Consider the following 17,904-nt stretch of genomic DNA (forward strand, 5'->3'; position numbering starts at 1 on the left):
CCCTAGTCCGCCGCCTGGGCGAGCCGCCTCTTGGCGTAGGCCTCCATGGCCTCCCGCACCCAGCGCCCCTCCTCGTGGGCCTTCCGCCTGGCCTCGAGGCGGTGCCGGTTCATGGGGCCCTCCCCCCCGATCACCTTCCAGAACTCGTCCCAGGGGATGGGGCCGTGGATCCAGTTGCCGGTTTTCTCGTCGTAGCGGAGATGGGGGTCGGGGATCTCAAGCCCCGCCTCCAGGAGCTCGGGCACGTGCTCGTTCAGGAACTCCTGGCGGATCTGGTCGTTGGTCTTGGTCTTGATGCCCCAGCGGAGGAGGAGGGGGGTGTGGGGGGAGTCGGTGTCGTGGGGCCCGGCCATCATCAGGGTGGGCCACCACCAGCGGTTCAGGGCGTCCTGGACCATCTGCCGCTGCTTGCGGGTGCCTTTGGCGTAGAGGAGGACCGCCTCCTTCCCCTGCTTGTGGTGGAAGGTCTCCTCGGCGCAGATGCGCACCATGGCCCGGGAGTAGGGGCCGTAGGAGCACTGGGCCAGCATGGTCTGGTTCTTGATGGCCATGCCGTCCACCAGCCAGCCGATGATGGCCACGTCCGCCCAGGTGAGGGTGGGGTAGTTGAAGATATTGGAGTACTTGGCCTTCCCCGAAAGGAGGGCCTCCACCATCTCCTCCCGGGTGACCCCTAAGGTCTCGGCGGCGTGGTAGAGGTACTGGCCGTGCCCCGCCTCGTCCTGGACCTTGGCCAAAAGGATGAGCTTTCGCCTTAAGGAGGGCGCCCGGGTGATCCAGGCCCCCTCGGGAAGCATCCCCACCCACTCGCTGTGGGCGTGCTGGGAGATCATGCGGACGAGCTGCCGCCGGTACTCCGCGGGCATCCAGTCCCCGGGCTCGATCTTCTCCCCCCGGGCGATCCTGGCCTCAAACTCCGCAAGCCTTTCCGGGTAGTCGGGGTCCTCGGGGTAGCCGATCCTAAGCTTCACCATCCTCGCCTCCTTCCCGCACGCCTAAGGCCCGAAGCAAAAGCCCGGCGTACGCTTCCGAAAGCTCTTCCAGGGAGAGGGGACCGTCGGGCCGGTACCACTGGTAGGTCCAGTTGAGGGCGGAGAGGACGAAGAGGGTGGCAAGCCGCACGTTCTCCACCCGGAAGACCCCCTCTTCCACCCCCTCCCGGATCACCTCCTGCACCCCCTCCTCGTAGCGGCGCCTTAGGGCCTTGGCCTCCTCGAGGAGGGGAGGGGAGAGGTGCTTCCACTCGTGGAAGAAGACCGTGGCCCGGGGAAGCTCCTGGGCGATGACCCGGAGGTGCCCCTTGACCAGGGCCCTCATCCGGGCCACGGGGTCTTCCGGGGGGAGCTCCTCCAAGACCTTCTGGAACCGCTCCGCCGCCTGGCGCACCACCTCCAGGAGGAGCTCTTCCTTGGACCGGATGTGGGCGTAGAGGCTTCCCCCCTGGAGGTTCAGATGGCGGGCAAGCTCCCGCATGCTGGTGGCGTGGTAGCCCTTTTGGCTGAAGAGCTCGCCCGCCATGTGGAGGATCTGGTCCCGGCGCTCCATGGTCCTAACGATCGTTTGTTAGTTTGCCACACCGGGGGCGAAGGGACAAGTGTCCCCGCTCACCTTTAACCCGGATGGGCGCAGGGAAGGGATTAAAGGGAAAGGTAGCCCCCTCCTCCTAGCCCCCTAACCCCCCGCAAAAACCGGAGGGGGCCGGGTCAGCCCCGGAGGAGTGATCCTGTGGCTTGCAGAATCAGGCCTCCCAGGGGTTGACTAGGCGGAGGCCTTCAATTCCGGAGAAATCGGCGAGGTTGCGCGTGGCCAGAACCATCCCGTGCGCCAAGGCGATGGCCGCAATCTGGGCATCCTCCACGCTGATGGGCCTGACCTCCCGTTGGCGGTCCGCAACGATGCGCCCGTAGTGGACCGCGGCCACCTCATCAAAGGGCAGGCACCGGCCGGCGAAGTCCTCCTCAAACATGGCCCGGACGGCTTTGACCAAAGCCGCCTTCCGTTTACCCTCGGGCATGAGGGCCAACCCCAGCTCCATCTCCGCGCGGCTTATGGCCGAGACCCAGACCTCCTCGGGGTTTTGCCGGTCCAACCAGGCCACCACCTGCTCTGCGGGCTGGGGCCGGATGAACTCGGAGAGCACGTTGGTGTCCAGCAGAACCATGGAAGTCTACTCCGGCAGGGGCGGCCTGCGGGGCTGCCGGCGCGGAGGGAGCTGGAAGGCTTCTTCGGCCACGTCCTGGAACCGTTCACGGAGATGGGTGCCAAGCCCCTTGGGAAAGCTAGCCCCCAGCAGGACCGCCCTGAGGATGCGACGGGCCTCCTCTTCCATGGAGACCCCGTGTAGGGCGGCCCGAAGCCTCAGGGCCCGCTTGGTGGCTTCGTCCAGGTTGCGGATGGTGAGGGTGGCCATGCCTTTCACCTCCCGTCAGCTTGCATCCCAATCATTGCTTGCGTTGCTCTAAATGCATAGAGATCCGGCCAACCCGCCATCCGGGACGCATGTTCAGCTGCTTTCGGAGTCCCATGTCCAAAGGCCTTACCGACCGGTTGGTTGCCATTCTAGGCTTCCCGTCCCCCCTGTCAAGGGTGGACCTTGACAGGGGACGGGGGCTAGGGTAGGGTGTACTTACCGACCGGTCGGTGAGCTATGGTGACCGCTACCAAGGACCGCATCCTCGAGGAAGCCGCCAAGCTCTTCACGGAGAAGGGCTACGAGGCCACCAGCGTCCAGGACATCGCCCAGGCCCTGGGGCTTTCCAAGGCGGCCCTCTACCACCACTTCCGGAGCAAGGAAGAGATCCTCTACGCCATCAGCCTCCTCGCCCTGGAGGGCCTGGTGGCGGCGGGGGAGAAGGCTTTAGGCGTGGAGGACCCTAAGGAGGCCCTATGCCGCTTCATGGAGGCCCACGCCCGCTACTTTGAGGAAAACCGCCCCTTCTTCGTGGCCATGCTCCAAGGGATCCAAAGCCTCTCCCCGGAGCACCGGGCCGAGACGGTGCGCCTCAGGGACCGGCACGAGGCCAACCTGCGGGCGATCCTCAAGCGGGGCGTGGCGGCGGGGGTCTTCCGGGAGGTGGACGTGGCTTTGGCGGGGCGGGCGGTCCTTTCCATGCTCAACTGGATGATCCGCTGGTTCCGCCCCGAAGGCCCCATGCGGGCGGACGAGGTGGCCCGGGGCTACTGCGACCTGATCCTAAGGGGGTTAGCGGATGGAAATCCCGGAGCACAAGGAGCTTAGGGAGGTGGCCCGCCGCTTCCTGGCGGAGGCGGGGCCCAAGCTAAGGGAATACGAGGATAAGGAAGCCTTCCCCTGGCCCCTGGTGGAAAGGATGGGGGAACTAGGCTTTTTGGGAGTCTTCGTGCCGGAAGAGCTCGGGGGCGCGGGGCTAGACTTCTTCGCCTACCTGGCCCTTTTGGAGGAGATGGGGGGGTGGGCCTCCTTGCGCTCCATCCTCTCGGTGCAGCAAAGCCTGGTCCTCACGCCCCTTTTCACCTACGGCACGGAGGAGCAAAAGCGGCGCTACGTGCCCCCCTTGGCCCGGGGGGAGGCCCTCGGGGCCTTCGGCCTCACGGAGCCCGAGGCGGGGTCGGATGCGGGAAGCCTCAGAGCCCGGGCCTACCGGGACGGGGACTTCTACGTCCTGGAGGGGCAGAAGACCTTCATCTCCCACGCCAATGTGGCCGAGGTCTTCCTCATCTTCGCCAAGACCGACCCCGAGAAGGGGGCCAAGGGGATCACCTGCTTTTTGGTGGAGCGCAAGGACGGGGTTCGGACAACCCCCCTCAAGGGGAAGCTGGGGCTAAGGGCGGCGGACACGGGGATGGTCTTCTTGGACGGGGTGCGCGTCCCCAAGGAGCGGGTCTTGGGCAAGGAGGGGGAAGGTTTCAAGATCGCCCTTTCCACCCTGGACACGGGGCGCATCTCCTTGGCGGCGGGGGCGGTGGGGCTTATGCAAAGGGCTTTGGACCTCTCCCTGGCCTACGCCCGGGAGAGGAAGCAGTTTGGCAAGCCCCTGGCGGCCTTCCAGCTCGTCCAGGAGCACCTGGTGGCCATGAAGCTGGACCTGGAGGCAAGCCGCCTCCTCGCCTACCGGGCGGCCCAAAAGAAGGTGAAGGGGGAGCCCTACACCCTCGAGGCCAGCATGGCCAAGCTCTTCGCCTCCGAGGCCGCTAACCGGGTGGCCTACCGGGCCATCCAGGTCCACGGGGGGTACGGCTTCTTTGAGGAGTACGAGGTGGCGAGGCTCTATAGGGACGCCCGCATCCTCACCCTCTACGAGGGGACGAGCGAGGTGCAGAAGCTCATCATCGGGGCCCACCTCACGGGGGTGCGGGCCTTCACCTGAGGAGGGAACCCATGCCCATGTACTTTGAGGATTTTGAGGTGGGCCAGCGCTTCACCACCCCGGCCCGCACGGTGACCGAGGCGGACGTGGTGAACTTCGCCGGGGTCTCGGGGGACTACAACCCCATCCACACCGACGCGGAGTTCGCCAAGGAGACCCCCTTCGGGCAGCGCATCGCCCACGGGCTTCTGGTCCTTTCCATGCTCACGGGGCTCAGGCAACGCGCGGGCCACTTTGAGGGGACGATCATCGCCTGGCTGGAGATCCGGAACTACAGGTTCCTGAAGCCCGTCTTCATCGGGGACACGGTCCGGGGGGAAAGCGAGATCCTGGAGAAGCGGGAGACCTCCAAGCCCGACCGGGGCATCCTGGTCCAACGGGTGCGGGTCTACAACCAAAGGGGCGAGGTGGTCCAGGAAGGGGAGTTCGTGACCATGGTGCGGCGGAGGCCCGCTTGAGCCCTTTTGCCCGCTGGTTCCAAGCGGAGGTTCTGAGGAAGAAAGGGGGCGAGGCGAAAGCCTTGGGGTCAGGGTGGTCACCGCCGAGCTTTCCATAAGCTACCTGCGGCCCGTGCGGGAGGGGGTGCTTTGGGCCAAGGGGTGGGTGGTCCATCCCGGGCGCCACCTCCTCCACGCCGCCGGGGAGGTCCTCCTGGAGGGGAAGCGGGTGGCCTTCGCCAAGGGGGTCTTCCACCGGGTGGGCTAAGGGCTTATACTGGGTCCAACCCTGAGGGAGGTGGATATGTTCCCGAGCACCATGATGGACGAGGAGCTGAACCTTTGGGACTTCCTGGAGCGGGCGGCGGAGCTTTTCGGGAGAAAGGAGGTGGTCTCCCGGCTCCACACCGGGGAAATCCACCGCACCACCTACGCCGAGGTCCACAAGAGGGCGCGGAGGCTCATGGGGGGCCTCCGGGCCTTGGGGGTGGGGGAGGGGGACCGGGTGGCCACCCTGGGCTTCAACCACTTCCGCCACCTCGAGGCCTACTTCGCCGTTCCCGGGATGGGGGCGGTCCTCCACACCGCCAACCCCAGGCTTTCCCCCAAGGAGATCGCCTACATCCTGAACCACGCCGAGGACAAGGTCCTCCTCTTTGACCCCAACCTCCTTCCCCTGGTGGAGGCCATCCGGCCCGAACTGAAAACGGTGCAGCACTTCGTGGTTATGGACGAGCAGGCCCCCGAGGGGTACCTAAGTTACGAGGAGGTCCTGGGGGAGGAACAGGACCCCGTGCGGGTGCCGGAGCGGGCGGCCTGCGGCATGGCCTACACCACGGGGACCACGGGCCTCCCCAAGGGGGTGGTCTACAGCCACCGGGCCTTGGTCCTCCACTCCCTGGCGGCAAGCCTCGTGGACGGCACCGCCCTTTCCGAGAAGGACGCCGTCCTCCCCGTGGTGCCCATGTTCCACGTCAACGCCTGGTGCCTGCCCTACGCCGCCACCATGGTGGGGGCCAAGCAGGTCCTGCCAGGGCCTAGGCTGGACCCCGCCTCCCTGGTGGAGCTCTTTGACGGGGAGGGGGTGACCTTCACCGCCGGGGTGCCCACGGTGTGGCTCGCCCTGGCGGATTACCTGGAAAGCACGGGCCACCGCCTGAAGACCCTGAAGCGCCTGGTGGTGGGGGGAAGCGCCGCCCCCAGAAGCCTCATCGCCCGCTTTGAGCGGATGGGGATAGAGGTGCGCCAGGGCTACGGCCTCACCGAGACCTCGCCCGTGGTGGTGGTGAACTTCATCAAAAGCTACCTGGAGAAGGATCTTACCCCCGAGGCCCGCATCGCCCTCAAGGCCAAGACCGGCCTCCCCATCCCCCTGGTGCGCCTAAGGGTGGCGGACGAGGAAGGCCGCCCCGTGCCCAAGGACGGGAAGACCCTGGGGGAGGTGCAGCTCAAAGGGCCTTGGATCACCAAGGGGTACTACCAAAACGAGGAGGCGAGCCGAAATGCCCTCACCCCGGACGGCTTCTTCCGCACCGGGGACATCGCCACCTGGGACGAGGAGGGGTACGTAGAGATCAAGGACCGGCTCAAGGACCTGATTAAGTCGGGCGGGGAGTGGATTTCCAGCGTGGACCTGGAAAACGCCCTCATGGGCCACCCCAAGGTGAAGGAGGCGGCGGTGGTGGCCATCCCCCACCCCAGGTGGCAGGAGAGGCCCTTGGCGGTGGTGGTGCCAAGGGGTGAGGCCCCAAGCCCGGAGGAGCTCAACCAGCACCTCCTCGAGGCCGGCTTCGCCAAGTGGCAGCTTCCCGACGCCTACGTCTATGTGGAGGAGATCCCGAGGACGTCCGCGGGCAAGTTCCTCAAGCGGGCCCTTCGGGAAAGGTACAAGGACCTCTACGGGGAGGCGTGATGTTTTTGGAGATGTTCCGCCTGGACGGGAAGGCCGCCCTGGTGACGGGAGGGTCGCGGGGGCTTGGCCTCGAGGCGGCCCTGGCCCTCAAGGAGGCGGGGGCTAGGGTGGCGGTCATGGCCCGGCGGGCGAGCTTTTTTGAGGAGGCTCGGGAAAAGCTTGGGGAAGACGCCCTTTACCTGGAGGGGGACGTGCGGGACGAGGCCCGCCTCGAGGCCATCGCCCAGGAGGTGGAGGAGAAGCTTGGCCCCCTCACCATCCTGGTGAACGCCGCCGGGATCAGCTGGGGGGCCCCCTCCCTGGAGATGCCCGTGGAGAAGGTGCGGGAGGTCTTGGAGGTGAACCTGGTGGGGGCCTTTCTGGCGAGCCGGGTGGCGGCCCGGCGCATGAAGGAAAGGGGCTACGGCAAGATCGTCCACATCGCCTCCGTGGCCGGGCTCAAGGGGGAGTACCCCGAGGTCCTGGACGCCGTGGGCTACTCCGCCTCCAAAGGGGGCCTCATCGCCCTGACCCGGGACCTGGCGGTGAAGTGGGGAAGGTGGGGGATCAGGGTGAACGCCCTCGCCCCCGGGTTTTTCCCCACCCGGATGACGGAGAAGGTCCTCCCCCGGGCGGAACCCCTCCTCAAGGCCACCCTTCCCCTGGGCCGGCCGGGCAGGCCCGGGGAGCTTGGGGGGGCGGTCTTGTTCCTGGTGAGCCCCGCCTCCGACTACATCACCGGGGCCGTCCTCCCCGTAGACGGCGGGGCCACGGCCCTTTAGAGCTCGGGGAGCCTGAGGGCCGCTTCCTTCAAGCGCTCCCTCGAGGCGTGGAGGTAGATCTGGGTGGTGGCGATGGACTCGTGGCCCAGAAGGTCCTTCACGGCGTCCAGCTCCACGCCCTGTTCCACCAGGAGGGTGGCGTAGGCGTGGCGGAGCTTGTGGGGGGTGAAGCGCCTGGGGTCCAGACCCGCCCTTAGGGCCGCCTCCCGGAAGCGGGCTTCCACGTAGCGGGCGGAAGGGGGAAAGCCCTTGCGCTTTCCCTCCGCAAAAGTGAATATATTCACATTCCCTTGCGGCGGACCCAGCTCCAAAAGCACCGCCTGAGCGGTCTTGGAAAGGGGCACCAGGCGCTCCTTGTTGCCCTTGCCCACCACCCGCACCGCCACCGGGGTTTTCCCCTCCAGGACCAGGTTCTTGCCCTTGAGGGCCAGGGCCTCGGAGATCCTGAGCCCGGTGCCGTAGAGGAAGCGGGCCAAGGCGGTGAGGAGCCGGGCTTCCTTTTCCTCTTCCAGGGCCTTGAGGAAGCGCCTCAGCTCCTCGGGGTTCGGGTAAAAGGGAAGCCTCCTTCCCGCCTTGGGCCGGCCGATCCCCTCGGTGGGGTCCTCCTTGGCCTCGCCCTTCACCTCCCTGAGGTAGCGGTAGTAGCTCCTTAGGGCGGCCAAAAACCCCTGGACCCGCCTTGGGGCCCAGCGCTCCCGAAGAAGAAGGGCCCGCACCGCCTCGGGGCCCTCGGGGAGGGCTTCGGCCTTAAGGAAGCGGAACCAGAAGCGGAGGTCCTGGAGGTAGCGGCGCACCCCCCTTGGGGCGTAGCCCCGCTCCAAAAGGAGGTACTCCCCGTAGGGGGCGAGGGGCAGAAGGTCCTCGTCGGGCCTTTGGATGCCGAGGGTTTTCCAGAGGGCCTGGGCCATGGGGGCATTATACATGCGCGAAATGTACCTTTCGCGAACGAAGAGGTAGGCCCGAGACACCGGGCTTAAGCGCCCCACCGGCCGAGGAAGCGCTCCGCCGCCTCGGGCCTCGCGGGCAGGTAGAGGTGGACGAAGCTCGCCACGATCCGCCCGTCGGTGTACCCCTCCACCTCCTCGCCCCCCTTGCGGCGCCAGGCGGGACTTGGGGAGGCGGGAAGCCTCGCATAGTGGAACTCGTGCCCCTTGAAGACCTCCCCCGGCCTCGCCCAGGGGTTTTCCCTTAGGGCCACCACCTCCCGGTAGCCCAAAAGGGGCCTCTCCGCCATCCGGGCCTCCCCGGGGACCAGGCCCACCATGGGGAAAAAGTCCTCCCCCACCCAAAGCCCCTGGGAGAGGTACATGTACCCCCCGCACTCGGCCACGATGGGGCCAGGAAAACGGCGGATGGCTTCCCGCAGGGCCCGGTTCTCGGAAAGCCTCCCGGCGAAAAGCTCGGGGTAGCCGCCCCCCAGAAGGAGGGCGTGGGCTTCGGGGAGGGTTTCGTCCTCGAGGGGGCTAAAGGGCAAAAGCTCCGCCCCCAAGGCCTCCAAAAGCTCCAAGGCCTCGGGGTAGTAGAAGGAAAAGGCCCGATCCCAGGCGTAGGCCACCCGGGCCCTGGGGGGGCGCTTTTCGGGAAGGAAGGGAGGGGCCTCGGGAAGGGGCGGGGCGGAAGCGGCCAGGTGCAAGACCCCTTCCAGGTCCACCCGGAAGGCCCGCCTTAGGGCCTCCAGGGGCGGCGCCACCTCCCCCGCCAGGACCAGGCCCAGATGCCGCTCGGGGAGAGCCAAAGCGGGGTCCTGGGGCAGCCAGCCGAGAAGGGGAAGGCCCAGGGGAGCGAGGGCCTCCCTCAGGATCTCGGCGTGCCGCTCCGAGCCCACCCGGTTGGCAAAGACCCCCACCACCCGCACCCCGGGGTCGTACTCCAGGAAGCCCTTGGCCAGGGGGGCGATGGAGCCCGCCATCCCCTTGGCGTCCACCACCAGGGCCACAGGGACCCGTAGGAGCCTCGCCACCTGGGCGGTGGAGCCCACCTTCCCCAGGGGGTCCTTCCCGTCAAAGAGGCCCATCACCCCCTCTATGAGGGCGAAGTCTGCCCCCCGCATCCCGTGGCGGAAGAGGGCGAGGAGGCCCTTTTCGTCCAGGAAGAAGCCGTCCAGGTTGTAGGGCCTCCTCCCTGCGGCCCTTTCCAGGTGGGTGGGGTCAATGTAGTCCGGGCCCACCTTGAAGGGCTGCACCTTAAGGCCCCGCTCCCTTAGGGCCAGGAGGAGGGCCAGGGCCAGCGTGGTCTTGCCGGCGCCCGAGTGGGGGGCGGCGAGGAGCAGGCGCATCAGTGCTCAATCCCCCTTTGGGCGGGGACGCCCTGGTCAAAGGCGTGCTTCACCTTGCGCATCTCCGTCACCGTGTCCGCCAGGGCCAAGAGGGCCTCGGGGGCTCCCCTACCCGTGACCACCACGTGGACGTGGGGAGGGCGGGCGGAGAGGGCCTCCAAAAACTCCTCCAGAGGAACCCAGCCGTAGCGCAAGGGGTAGGTGGCCTCGTCCAGGACGACGAGGTCGTAGGCCCCCGAGAGGAGGGCTTCCTTGGCCCTTTGCCACCCCTCCCGGGCCAGGGCGGCGGAGCGGTCTAGGTCCTGGCTTTTCCAGGTGAAGCCGTCCCCCAGGCCCTCAACGGGGATGCCCAAAAGGGCGAAGGCCCGGTGCTCCCCGAAGCGGGCGGTGGCGTGCTTGATGAACTGGAAAATCCGCACCTTAAGCCCCCGCCCGTGGGCCCTAAGGGCGAGGCCAAAGGCGGCGGTGCTTTTGCCCTTGCCGTCCCCGGTGTAGACCAAAAGGAGGCCCCGCCTTTCCCCTTGGGGCTTGGCGTAGGGCTTTTGGCGCTTGGGCCCTTCCACGCCCAAAGCTTACCCAAAAGGACCCGCTTTAGCGGAAGAAGAGGCTTGGGCCAGGAGGAGGGCCGCCTCTCCCAAAGCGATCATGGCCCCGAGGACGTCCCCGTTCACCCCCCCGAGGCGCCCCACGGCGAGCCGGGCCACCCCCCAAGGCACCAGGAGGCCCAAAAGGGCGGGCAGGGGGTAAAGGAGGGGGAAAGGGAGGGCGAAGAGCAAAGCCCAGGGCCAGGCTCCCCCGCGCACCGCCCCCGCCATCCCCGGGTGGAGGAGGGGGTAGCGTTCCAAAAAGGGAAGGAAGGCGAAGCGGGCCCACCCGGGGAAGAGGAGGAGGAAGAGGGGGTCTCGCACCAGGGCCAGGGCCTGCCAGAGGAGGAGGAGGTAGACCCCTCCCACCCCGAAGGCGAAGGCCCCCAGGTGGGGGTCCTTGAGGATCCTCAGGCGCGCCTCCCGGGGCCTCGCCCCCAAAAGGGCATCGGCCGCGTCCAGAAGCCCATCCAGATGCAAAAACCCCGTGAGGCCCAAAAGGAGGGCAAGCCCCAAGGCCCCCCAAAGGCCCTCGGGGAGGGGCCAGAAGGCGAGGAGGGCCAGAGGAAGGCCCAGGAGGTAGCCCACCAGGGGAAAGAAGGCCACGCTCCTTTTGAAGTCCTCCTCCCCCGCCTCCAAGGGGGCCACGGGAAAGACGGTGAGGAGGGCGAGGGCCAGGCGGAAGGCCTTCATCCGCCCCGGGAGACCCCCGCCTCCTCAAAGGTGGCCATGTGGAGGATGCGGGCGGCGGCCCGAAGGAGGGGCATGGCCAGGACCGCTCCCGTCCCCTCCCCTAAGGCCAGGTCCAGGTCCAGAAGGGGCCTTAGGCCCAAGGCCTCCAGGGCCAGGCGGTGCCCGGGCTCCCGGGAGAGGTGGCCGGCGAAGAAGTGCTCCCGGACCTCCGGTTTAAGCCGCCAGGCGAGAAGCCCCCCGGCGGTCACCGGGAAGCCGTCCAAGACCAAGGGAAGCCCCGCCTCGTACCCCTCCAGGTACACCCCGGCGATGGCCAGAAGCTCAAGCCCCCCCACCTCCGCCGCCACCTCGAGGGGGTCCATCCCCGGCCGGAGGCGGGCGAGGGCCCTTTCCACCCCCTCCCGCTTGCGCTTTAGGCCCGCCTCCCCCACCCCGGTCCCCGGGCCCACCACCCGCTCCGGAGGGAGGTCCAGGAGGGCGGCGGTGAGGGCGGCGGCCGCCGTGGTGTTGCCGATGCCCATGTCCCCGGCGGCGAGGAGGGTGGCCCCTTGGGCGATGGCCTGCCTCGCCGCCTCCCGGCCCGCCAGGAGGGCCCTTTCCGCCTCCTCCCGGGTCATGGCCGGGCCCCGGGCCAGGTTGGCGGTGCCCGGGCGCACCTTGCGCTTCAGGAGCCCGGGGTGGTCCGGGAGCTCCCCCATGACCCCCACGTCCAGGACGTAGACGGCGCAGTCCGCCGCAAGGGCCAGCTGATTGATGGCCGCCCCGCCCCGGAGGAAGTTCAGGACCATCTGGTAGGTGACCTCCTGGGGGTAGGCGGAGACCCCCTCGGCCACCACCCCGTGGTCGGCGGCGGCCACCACCACCGCCCCCCGGCCGAGCTCCGGCTTCACCCGCCCCTGGAGGGCGGCGAGGCGCACCGCCACCGCCTCCAGGTACCCCAAGGAGCGGGGGGGCTTGGTGAGGTTCTCCATGCGGGCTTGGGCCTGGTGCAAGACCTCCCGGTCCAGCATGGAAGGGAGTTTACCCTAAGGGCATGGAGCTTTGGCTCGTGCGCCACGGGGAGACCCTTTGGAACCGGGAGGGAAGGCTTCTCGGCTGGACCGACCTTCCCTTAACCCCAGAGGGGGAGGCCCAGGCCAGGCGCCTTAAGGGGGTCCTCCCTCCCCTGCCCGCCTTTAGCTCGGACCTCAAGCGGGCCCTGCAGACGGCGGCCCTGGCGGGCTTCGCCCCCACGCCCACCCCCCTTTTGCGGGAGATCCACTTCGGGGCCTTGGAGGGGGCCCTTTGGGAGGGGCTTGACTCTCGCCACAAGGAGGCCCTCCTCCATTTCCAGGGCTTCGCCCCGCCTGGGGGTGAGGACCTGGAGGCCTTCCAGGAAAGGATCTTCCGCTTCCTGGAGGGGCTTAAGGAACCCGCGGTCCTCTTCACCCACGGGGGGGTGGTGCGGGCGGTCCTCCGGGCCCTGGGAAAAGACGGCCTCGTCCCCCCGGGGAGCGCCGTGGCGGTGGACTGGCCCAAGCGGGTCCTGGCCAAGCCCCTTGACGGCCTTGGGGAAAGGGGGTAGAAAGGCTTTTGAGATGCGGCCGGGGTGCCCCAGGGCCCGGATGTCCTGGGGCATAAAAGGGGGAAGACCGGTGAAAGTCCGGCGCTGTGCCGCAACGGTAACCGGCCCCAAGCGTTAGGCCCTTCGTCTTGGCCGGAAGCCCGAATACCCGCCCCGGTGCGCGCCTCACCTGCCCCCGAGCAGGGGCGAAAGGAGGCAGCTATGAAAAGAAAAGGACTTCGGTTTAGGCCTTTGGTTTCTCCCGAGAAAAGAGGTGCCCCTTGACGGGCCTCGAGCTCTTGGCCGTGGCCCTGGGGATGCGCCACGGGGTGGACCCCGACCACCTCACGGCCATAGACGGCCTCTCCCGGGTGAAGCCCTCGCCCCTTAACGGGGTCCTCTTCGCCCTGGGGCACGGGGGGGTCGTGACCCTCCTCGCCTTCCCGGCGGCGGCCCTCCTGCAGGGGCTGGACCTCGAGGCCTTCCACCTCCCCGCCCTTCTCCTCCTCCTGGTGGCGGCCCTGAACCTCTACCGGCTCCTTAGGCCCCAAAGCCCTCCCAAGGGGCTTCCCCTCCTCAACCCCCTTTTCCTAGGCCTCCTCTTCGGCCTGGGGTTTGAGACGGCAAGCCAGCTTTCCGCCCTGGCCCTTTCCGCCGAGCTTTCCCCCTTGCGCTTGGGGGCCTTCTTCACCCTGGGGATGCTCCTGGTGGACGGGGTGGACGGGTTTTTGGCAAGCCGCCTCCAAAACCTGGCCCGGGACTCCCAAAGGGCCGAGCGGGCAAGCCGCCTCCTCGGGTGGGTGGTGGTGGCCCTGGCCCTCCTTCTCGCCCTGGCGGAGCTTGGGGGGCTTGACCTGGAGGCCCTCGCCTTCCCCTTGGGCCTTGGGCTTTTCGGGCTTCTCGTCTCCTTGAGGCTTTACGCCCTGAGGCCGGCATGAGCCACCCCTACCCCCCGCCCCGAGACAAGAAGGGAAGCCGGATCGGCTTCACCACGGGGGCGAACGCCGCCGCCGCCGCCAAGGCCGCCGCCTTGGCCCTTCTTGGGGAGGCCCCGGAGGTGGTGGACATCTGGCTTCCCGCGGGCTGGCGGCAACCCTTTAGGGTCTTCCGCCTGGAGAGGAAGGGGGACGGGGTCTTGGCGGGGATGATCAAGGACGCGGGGGACGACCCCGACATCACCCACGGGGCGGAGATCCAGGCCTACGTGCGCTTCGCCAGCGAGGACCGCCTCGAGGGGGGCGAGGGGGTGGGGGTGGTGACCAAGCCGGGGCTTGGGGTGCCCGTGGGGGAGCCCGCCATCAACCCGGTGCCGCGGCGGATGATCTGGGAGGCCGTGCGGGAGGTGACGGAAAGGCCCCTCGCCATCACCATCGCCATCCCCGGGGGGGAGGAGCTCGCCAAGAAGACCCTAAACCCGAGGCTCGGGATCCTCGGGGGGCTTTCCGTCCTCGGGACCACGGGGGTGGTGAAGCCCTACTCCACCAGCGCCTTCCGCATGAGCGTGGTCCAGGCGGTGGGGGTGGCCCGGGCGAACGGCCTCTTAGAGATCGCCGCCACCACCGGGGGCAAGAGCGAGCGCTTCGCCAGGAAGCTTCTTCCCCACCTCCCGGAGATGGCCTTCATAGAGATGGGGGACTTCGTGGGGGACGTGCTCAAGGCCTCGAGAAAGGTGGGGATTGAGGTGGTGCGCATCGTGGGGATGATCGGAAAGATCTCCAAGATGGCCGACGGCAAGACCATGACCCACGCCGCCGGGGGCGAGGTGAACCTCCCCCTCCTCCTCTCCCTCCTCAAGGGGGCGGGGGCAAGCCCCAAGGCCCTCAAGGAGGCGGAAGGGGCGGCCACCGCCCGGCGCTTCCTGGAGCTCGCCCTGGAGGAGGGGCTTGAGCTCTTCTTTCTAAACCTCGTGCGCCTCGCCCAGGAGAGGCTCCAGGCCTATATCGGGGAAAGGCCCAGGGTGAGCGTGGCCCTCACCGACTTTGACCGGGGCCAGTGCCTCGCCGCCTGGCCCGACCGGGAGGTGTACCGTGGATGACCTGATCAGGGCGCAGAAAAACCCCGCCCACCAGATGACGGAAAAGGGCAGGGCCATTGAGGAGGAAAGCTTCCGCATGGTGGACGAGGAGGCGGGCCCCCACGGCTTTTCCGAGCTGGAGTGGCCCATCGTCCGCCGGATGATCCACGCCACCGCCGACTTTGAGTACAAGGACATCACCCGCTTTAGCCCGAAGGCGGCGGAGGCCGGGCTCAAGGCCATCCGGGAGGGGGCCAGGGTCCTGGTGGACGCCCGGATGATCGCCTGCGGCCTGAACCCAGAAAGGCTAAGGCTTTTCGGCAACGAGGTGGTGGAGCTCCTCTCCCACCCCGAGGTGGTGGAAAGGGCCAAGGCCAAGGGGAGCACCCGGGCCGAGGCGGCGGTGGCCTACGCCTGGGAGAAGGGCCTCCTGGATGGGGCCATCGTGGGGGTGGGGAACGCCCCCACCTTCCTCCTCGCCCTGGTGGAGGCCATCCGGCAAGGGGCGAGGCCCGCCCTGGTCCTGGGGATGCCCGTGGGGTTCGTGAACGTCCTCGAGGCCAAGCGGGCCCTCATGGAAACCCCCGTGCCCTGGATCGTCACCCTGGGACGCAAGGGGGGAAGCACCCTGGTGGTGGCCGCCCTCCACGCCCTGATCCGCCTGGCGGCGGACGGGGGGGTGGATACCTCCAAGGCCTATCGGGAGGGGTAGATGGTCTACGTGATCGGCATGGGGGCTAAGGGCAAGGAGGGCCTAAGCCTCGCCGCCCTAAGGCGCCTGGAGGAGGCCCAGGTCCTGATCGGCGGGAAAAGGCACCTCGCCCACTTCCCCCACCACCCCGGGGAGAAGGTCCCCGTCCAAGGGCCCCTGGAGGCCCTTTTGGACCTGGCGGAGGCCCAGCTTAAGGAGGGGAAGAGGGTGGCCTTCCTGGCCTCGGGGGACCCCCTCTTCTACGGGATCGGCAAAAAGGTTCTGGAGCGCTTCCCCGAGGCCGAGGTCCATCCCGCCCCCACCGCCTTCCAGGAGGCCTTCGCCAGGCTCAGGCTCCCCTGGGACCGGGCCCGCTTCTTCTCCCTCCACGGAAGGCCTTTGGGCGGGGTGCTCTTGGAGCTAAGCCTCTCCCCCCTCTCCGTGGTCTACACCGACCCCGAGAACACGCCCCAAAGGATCGCCCAGGCCCTTTTGGAGATGGGCCTGGAGGGCTTCCGGGCCCACGTGGCGGAGCGGCTTGGGGAGGAGGACGAAAGGGTGCGGAGCTTCCCGAGCCTCAAGGCGGTGGCCGAGGGGAGCTTTTTGGAGCCCAACCTCCTCATCCTGGAGGCCAAGGGGCCCCTCCCCCCTCGCCTCGGCTTCTTCCCCGACGAGGCCTTTGAGAAGCGGACGCCCAAGAAGGGGCTCATCACCAAGCGGGAGGTGCGGCTTCTCGCCCTGGGGCTTCTTGGGCTTCCCCCGGACGGGGTGCTTTGGGACGTGGGGGCTGGGACGGGGAGCGTGGGGATTGAGGCGGCAAGGCTTGCCCCCTTCGGGGAGGTCTACGCCGTGGAGAAGAACCCCGAGTCCTGGCCCCACATCGTGGAAAACGCCCGCCGCTTCGGGGCCTATAACCTGGTCCTGGTCAAGGGGGAGGCCCCCGAGGCCCTGGAAGGCCTTCCCGCCCCCCACGCCGTCTTCGTGGGGGGAAGCGGGGGGGAGCTGGAAGGGATCCTCCGGGTGAGCCTAAAGGCCCTGAGGCCCGGGGGGCGGCTCGTGGTGGCGGCCATCACCCTGGAAAACCTCCTCGCCGCCTACGGCTTCCTCAAGGCCACGGGGCTTCCCCTGGAGGGGGTGCAGGTGCAGGCGGGTCGGGTTGTGCCCCTCGGACCCTACCATCGCCTCGAGGCGCAAAACCCCACCACCCTCCTCGCCGTGACCAAGGAGGGGGCATGAAGCTCTTCCTCATCGGCCTAGGCCCCGGCGACCCGGAGCTTCTCACCCTGAGGGCCCTTAGGCTCCTCCAAAAGCTTCCCGTCTTCTTCTACCCCAAGGAGGAGGGCCGCCATCCCGTCGCCTTGGGGATCGCCCGGCCCTTCCTCCCCGAGGGCAAGCCCCTCCTCCCCGTCCCCCTCTTCACCGGAAACGACCCCGAAAGGGCCCAAGCGGCCCGGGAGGAGGCGGCGAGGCGGATCCGGGAGGCTTTGGCCCACTACGGGGAAGGGGGGTACCTGGTCCTTGGGGATAGCCTCCTCTACGCCTCCCCCTTGAACCTCCTCCCCTACCTGGAGGGGGTGGAGGTGGAGGCCGTCCCCGGGATCAGCGCCCATCAGCTGGCGGCTTCCCGCCTCCTCAAGCCCATCGCCTTGGGGGAAGGGGGGTTCGCCGGGGTGGTGGGGCTTGGCCCCGTGGACCCCGAGGGGCTAGAGCGCTTCCAGAGCGTCTTCGTCTATAAGGCCAAGGACCTGGAGGCCCTGGAAAGGGCCTTCCCCGGCCGGGAGGGGTGGGCCTTCCTGCGGCTTGGGATGCCGGGGGAAAGGGTCCTTCCCCTAGGGGCGGCCAAGGGGGTGGCGCGGGACTACTGGACCCTGGTGGGGCTTTGGCGGAAAGGAGGGGAGGGATGAGGCCCGTGGTGCACGTGGTGGGCGGGGGGCCCGGGGACCCGGAGCTCCTCACGGTGAAGGGGGCGAGGCTTTTAGGGGAGGCCCGCTTCGTCCTCTACACGGGAAGCCTCTTCCCCGAGGAGGCCCTTAAAGGGCTCGCCCCTAAGGCCCGCCTTCTGGACTCCAAGGGGATGACCTTGGAGGAGATCGCCAAGGCCCTGGCCGAGGAGGCGAGGAAGGGCGGGGTGGTGGTCCGGCTCCACTCGGGGGACCCGGGGCTTTACGGGACGCTTCTAGAGGAGAAGGAGGCCCTCGAGGCCTTGGGCCTCGAGGTGGAGGTGGTGCCTGGGGTCACGGCGGCCTTCGCCCTGGCGGCTCGGGCGGGGCTTGCCCTCACCGCCCCGGAGGTGGCCCAGGCGGTGGCCTTCACGCGCCTTGGGGTGCGGACCCCCGTGCCCCCTGGCCAGGACCCCAAAAGCCTCGCCCGGAAGGGCCTGACCCTGGCGGTCTACCTCTCGGGGATGCACCCGAGGAGGCTTTCCCGGGAGCTTTTGGAGGCGGGGCTTCCCGGGGACACCCCGGTGCTCTACGGGCACAGGGTGGCCCAGCCGGGGGAGGAGGTGGGGCTCACGGACCTTAAGGGCCTCGCCCACCTCCCCGCCCGGGACACCACGGTCTATCTGGTGGGGGAGGCCCTAAGGGCCAAGGGCACGCGGAGCCGGCTTTACGACCCGGACTTTAGGCACCGGTACCGGAGGTGAGGGC

22 protein-coding genes and 1 riboswitch are annotated in these 17,904 nt (G+C 68.4%); of the genes, 13 read left to right on the forward strand and 9 right to left on the reverse strand.

Annotated elements, in window-relative coordinates:
* Positions 1 to 2 precede the first annotated feature (2 nt).
* From paaA to IEX93_RS01590, 4 genes are all read right to left on the reverse strand, one after another.
* A complete protein-coding gene (gene paaA / locus IEX93_RS01575) occupies positions 3 to 974 on the reverse strand; it encodes a 1,2-phenylacetyl-CoA epoxidase subunit PaaA (RefSeq protein WP_188845733.1) in 972 nt (323 codons plus the stop codon).
* Complete coding sequence (locus IEX93_RS01580) at positions 961 to 1,545, reverse strand: TetR/AcrR family transcriptional regulator (RefSeq protein ID WP_188845735.1); 585 nt, start codon at positions 1,543 to 1,545, stop codon at positions 961 to 963. Before IEX93_RS01580 ends, paaA begins: the two co-directional genes overlap by 14 nt.
* Before the next feature lie 193 nt (positions 1,546 to 1,738).
* Positions 1,739 to 2,161, reverse strand: coding sequence for a type II toxin-antitoxin system VapC family toxin (locus IEX93_RS01585; protein ID WP_188845737.1), 423 nt, complete (start codon positions 2,159 to 2,161; stop codon positions 1,739 to 1,741).
* 6 nt (positions 2,162 to 2,167) lie between these two features.
* The gene (locus IEX93_RS01590) at positions 2,168 to 2,410 is read right to left on the reverse strand and encodes a FitA-like ribbon-helix-helix domain-containing protein (RefSeq protein ID WP_188845739.1); all 243 of its coding nucleotides are present in this window, start codon (positions 2,408 to 2,410) and stop codon (positions 2,168 to 2,170) included.
* Positions 2,411 to 2,647: 237 nt separating this feature from the next.
* Here IEX93_RS01590 and IEX93_RS01595 point away from each other — a divergent pair, with 237 nt between their 5' ends.
* The 6 genes from IEX93_RS01595 to IEX93_RS01620 all read left to right on the forward strand — a co-directional run bounded on the left by IEX93_RS01595 (position 2,648) and on the right by IEX93_RS01620 (position 7,456).
* Positions 2,648 to 3,238 carry a TetR/AcrR family transcriptional regulator gene (locus IEX93_RS01595; RefSeq protein WP_188845741.1) on the forward strand — a complete coding sequence of 197 codons (591 nt, stop codon included), beginning with the start codon at positions 2,648 to 2,650 and terminating at the stop codon, positions 3,236 to 3,238.
* Positions 3,210 to 4,346, forward strand: coding sequence for an acyl-CoA dehydrogenase family protein (locus IEX93_RS01600; RefSeq protein ID WP_188845743.1), 1,137 nt, complete (start codon positions 3,210 to 3,212; stop codon positions 4,344 to 4,346). The genes IEX93_RS01595 and IEX93_RS01600 overlap by 29 nt, the downstream gene beginning before the upstream one ends.
* An 11-nt stretch (positions 4,347 to 4,357) precedes the next feature.
* The gene (locus tag IEX93_RS01605) at positions 4,358 to 4,804 is read left to right on the forward strand and encodes a MaoC family dehydratase (protein WP_188845745.1); all 447 of its coding nucleotides are present in this window, start codon (positions 4,358 to 4,360) and stop codon (positions 4,802 to 4,804) included.
* A 73-nt stretch (positions 4,805 to 4,877) separates the two neighbouring features.
* Positions 4,878 to 5,051 (forward strand): PaaI family thioesterase, encoded by a 174-nt coding sequence (locus IEX93_RS01610; protein ID WP_229906069.1) that lies wholly within the window; start codon positions 4,878 to 4,880, stop codon positions 5,049 to 5,051.
* A 36-nt stretch (positions 5,052 to 5,087) separates the two neighbouring features.
* Complete coding sequence (locus tag IEX93_RS01615) at positions 5,088 to 6,695, forward strand: long-chain fatty acid--CoA ligase (RefSeq protein WP_188845747.1); 1,608 nt, start codon at positions 5,088 to 5,090, stop codon at positions 6,693 to 6,695.
* Entirely contained in the window at positions 6,695 to 7,456 is a 762-nt protein-coding gene (locus tag IEX93_RS01620) for an SDR family oxidoreductase (RefSeq protein ID WP_188845961.1), read from the forward strand. Before IEX93_RS01615 ends, IEX93_RS01620 begins: the two co-directional genes overlap by 1 nt.
* On the opposite strand, the gene IEX93_RS01625 is transcribed toward IEX93_RS01620, so the two are convergent.
* The 5 genes from IEX93_RS01625 to cobT are packed head-to-tail and all read right to left on the reverse strand — an operon-like array spanning position 7,453 to position 12,015.
* Positions 7,453 to 8,379, reverse strand: coding sequence for a tyrosine-type recombinase/integrase (locus IEX93_RS01625; RefSeq protein WP_188845750.1), 927 nt, complete (start codon positions 8,377 to 8,379; stop codon positions 7,453 to 7,455). The genes IEX93_RS01620 and IEX93_RS01625 overlap by 4 nt on opposite strands.
* A gap of 50 nt (positions 8,380 to 8,429) precedes the next feature.
* Complete coding sequence (locus IEX93_RS01630; protein WP_188845751.1) at positions 8,430 to 9,731, reverse strand: cobyrinic acid a,c-diamide synthase CobB; 1,302 nt, start codon at positions 9,729 to 9,731, stop codon at positions 8,430 to 8,432.
* A complete protein-coding gene (gene cobO, locus IEX93_RS01635) occupies positions 9,731 to 10,294 on the reverse strand; it encodes a cob(I)yrinic acid a,c-diamide adenosyltransferase (RefSeq protein WP_188845753.1) in 564 nt (187 codons plus the stop codon). The genes IEX93_RS01630 and cobO overlap by 1 nt, the downstream gene beginning before the upstream one ends.
* A gap of 9 nt (positions 10,295 to 10,303) precedes the next feature.
* The gene (locus IEX93_RS01640; RefSeq protein ID WP_188845755.1) at positions 10,304 to 11,008 is read right to left on the reverse strand and encodes an adenosylcobinamide-GDP ribazoletransferase; all 705 of its coding nucleotides are present in this window, start codon (positions 11,006 to 11,008) and stop codon (positions 10,304 to 10,306) included.
* The gene (gene cobT / locus IEX93_RS01645; protein WP_371863143.1) at positions 11,005 to 12,015 is read right to left on the reverse strand and encodes a nicotinate-nucleotide--dimethylbenzimidazole phosphoribosyltransferase; all 1,011 of its coding nucleotides are present in this window, start codon (positions 12,013 to 12,015) and stop codon (positions 11,005 to 11,007) included. The genes IEX93_RS01640 and cobT overlap by 4 nt, the downstream gene beginning before the upstream one ends.
* A 26-nt stretch (positions 12,016 to 12,041) precedes the next feature.
* On the opposite strand from cobT, the gene IEX93_RS01650 reads away from it, so the two are divergent.
* The 7 genes from IEX93_RS01650 (at position 12,042) to IEX93_RS01680 (ending at position 17,900) form a co-directional block, all read left to right on the forward strand.
* Positions 12,042 to 12,572 carry a histidine phosphatase family protein gene (locus tag IEX93_RS01650; RefSeq protein WP_188845759.1) on the forward strand — a complete coding sequence of 177 codons (531 nt, stop codon included), beginning with the start codon at positions 12,042 to 12,044 and terminating at the stop codon, positions 12,570 to 12,572.
* Positions 12,573 to 12,578: 6 nt separating this feature from the next.
* Positions 12,579 to 12,742, forward strand: a riboswitch (cobalamin riboswitch).
* A 90-nt stretch (positions 12,743 to 12,832) separates the two neighbouring features.
* Positions 12,833 to 13,489 carry a HoxN/HupN/NixA family nickel/cobalt transporter gene (locus IEX93_RS01655; RefSeq protein WP_188845761.1) on the forward strand — a complete coding sequence of 219 codons (657 nt, stop codon included), beginning with the start codon at positions 12,833 to 12,835 and terminating at the stop codon, positions 13,487 to 13,489.
* Positions 13,486 to 14,586 carry a cobalt-precorrin-5B (C(1))-methyltransferase gene (locus tag IEX93_RS01660; RefSeq protein WP_188845763.1) on the forward strand — a complete coding sequence of 367 codons (1,101 nt, stop codon included), beginning with the start codon at positions 13,486 to 13,488 and terminating at the stop codon, positions 14,584 to 14,586. Before IEX93_RS01655 ends, IEX93_RS01660 begins: the two co-directional genes overlap by 4 nt.
* Positions 14,579 to 15,277, forward strand: coding sequence for a precorrin-8X methylmutase (locus IEX93_RS01665; protein WP_188845765.1), 699 nt, complete (start codon positions 14,579 to 14,581; stop codon positions 15,275 to 15,277). The genes IEX93_RS01660 and IEX93_RS01665 overlap by 8 nt, the downstream gene beginning before the upstream one ends.
* Positions 15,278 to 16,492: a precorrin-6y C5,15-methyltransferase (decarboxylating) subunit CbiE gene (gene cbiE, locus IEX93_RS01670; protein WP_188845767.1), complete on the forward strand. Its 1,215-nt coding sequence runs from the start codon at positions 15,278 to 15,280 to the stop codon at positions 16,490 to 16,492.
* Positions 16,489 to 17,160 carry an SAM-dependent methyltransferase gene (locus IEX93_RS01675; protein WP_188845769.1) on the forward strand — a complete coding sequence of 224 codons (672 nt, stop codon included), beginning with the start codon at positions 16,489 to 16,491 and terminating at the stop codon, positions 17,158 to 17,160. Before cbiE ends, IEX93_RS01675 begins: the two co-directional genes overlap by 4 nt.
* On the forward strand, positions 17,157 to 17,900 hold the full coding sequence (locus IEX93_RS01680; protein WP_188845771.1) for a cobalt-precorrin-4/precorrin-4 C(11)-methyltransferase: 744 nt from the start codon (positions 17,157 to 17,159) through the stop codon (positions 17,898 to 17,900). Before IEX93_RS01675 ends, IEX93_RS01680 begins: the two co-directional genes overlap by 4 nt.
* Positions 17,901 to 17,904: the final 4 nt, after the last annotated feature.

Source organism: Thermus composti, from assembly GCF_014647535.1.
GTDB classification, from domain to species: domain Bacteria; phylum Deinococcota; class Deinococci; order Deinococcales; family Thermaceae; genus Thermus; species Thermus composti.

Bases quoted from the DNA above. Each gene is read 5' to 3' on its own strand.
- IEX93_RS01630 (WP_188845751.1), bottom strand. From the start codon at position 9,731: ATGCGCCTGCTCCTCGCCGCCCCCCACTCGGGCGCCGGCAAGACCACG.
- IEX93_RS01675 (WP_188845769.1), top strand. From the start codon at position 16,489: ATGAAGCTCTTCCTCATCGGCCTAGGCCCCGGCGACCCGGAGCTTCTC.
- IEX93_RS01580 (WP_188845735.1), bottom strand. From the start codon at position 1,545: ATGGAGCGCCGGGACCAGATCCTCCACATGGCGGGCGAGCTCTTCAGC.
- IEX93_RS01585 (WP_188845737.1), bottom strand. From the start codon at position 2,161: ATGGTTCTGCTGGACACCAACGTGCTCTCCGAGTTCATCCGGCCCCAG.
- IEX93_RS01680 (WP_188845771.1), top strand. From the start codon at position 17,157: ATGAGGCCCGTGGTGCACGTGGTGGGCGGGGGGCCCGGGGACCCGGAG.
- IEX93_RS01590 (WP_188845739.1), bottom strand. From the start codon at position 2,410: ATGGCCACCCTCACCATCCGCAACCTGGACGAAGCCACCAAGCGGGCC.
- IEX93_RS01595 (WP_188845741.1), top strand. From the start codon at position 2,648: ATGGTGACCGCTACCAAGGACCGCATCCTCGAGGAAGCCGCCAAGCTC.
- IEX93_RS01650 (WP_188845759.1), top strand. From the start codon at position 12,042: ATGGAGCTTTGGCTCGTGCGCCACGGGGAGACCCTTTGGAACCGGGAG.
- cbiE (WP_188845767.1), top strand. From the start codon at position 15,278: ATGGTCTACGTGATCGGCATGGGGGCTAAGGGCAAGGAGGGCCTAAGC.
- IEX93_RS01620 (WP_188845961.1), top strand. From the start codon at position 6,695: ATGTTTTTGGAGATGTTCCGCCTGGACGGGAAGGCCGCCCTGGTGACG.
- IEX93_RS01600 (WP_188845743.1), top strand. From the start codon at position 3,210: ATGGAAATCCCGGAGCACAAGGAGCTTAGGGAGGTGGCCCGCCGCTTC.
- IEX93_RS01640 (WP_188845755.1), bottom strand. From the start codon at position 11,008: ATGAAGGCCTTCCGCCTGGCCCTCGCCCTCCTCACCGTCTTTCCCGTG.
- paaA (WP_188845733.1), bottom strand. From the start codon at position 974: ATGGTGAAGCTTAGGATCGGCTACCCCGAGGACCCCGACTACCCGGAA.
- IEX93_RS01660 (WP_188845763.1), top strand. From the start codon at position 13,486: ATGAGCCACCCCTACCCCCCGCCCCGAGACAAGAAGGGAAGCCGGATC.
- IEX93_RS01605 (WP_188845745.1), top strand. From the start codon at position 4,358: ATGCCCATGTACTTTGAGGATTTTGAGGTGGGCCAGCGCTTCACCACC.
- IEX93_RS01625 (WP_188845750.1), bottom strand. From the start codon at position 8,379: ATGTATAATGCCCCCATGGCCCAGGCCCTCTGGAAAACCCTCGGCATC.
- IEX93_RS01615 (WP_188845747.1), top strand. From the start codon at position 5,088: ATGTTCCCGAGCACCATGATGGACGAGGAGCTGAACCTTTGGGACTTC.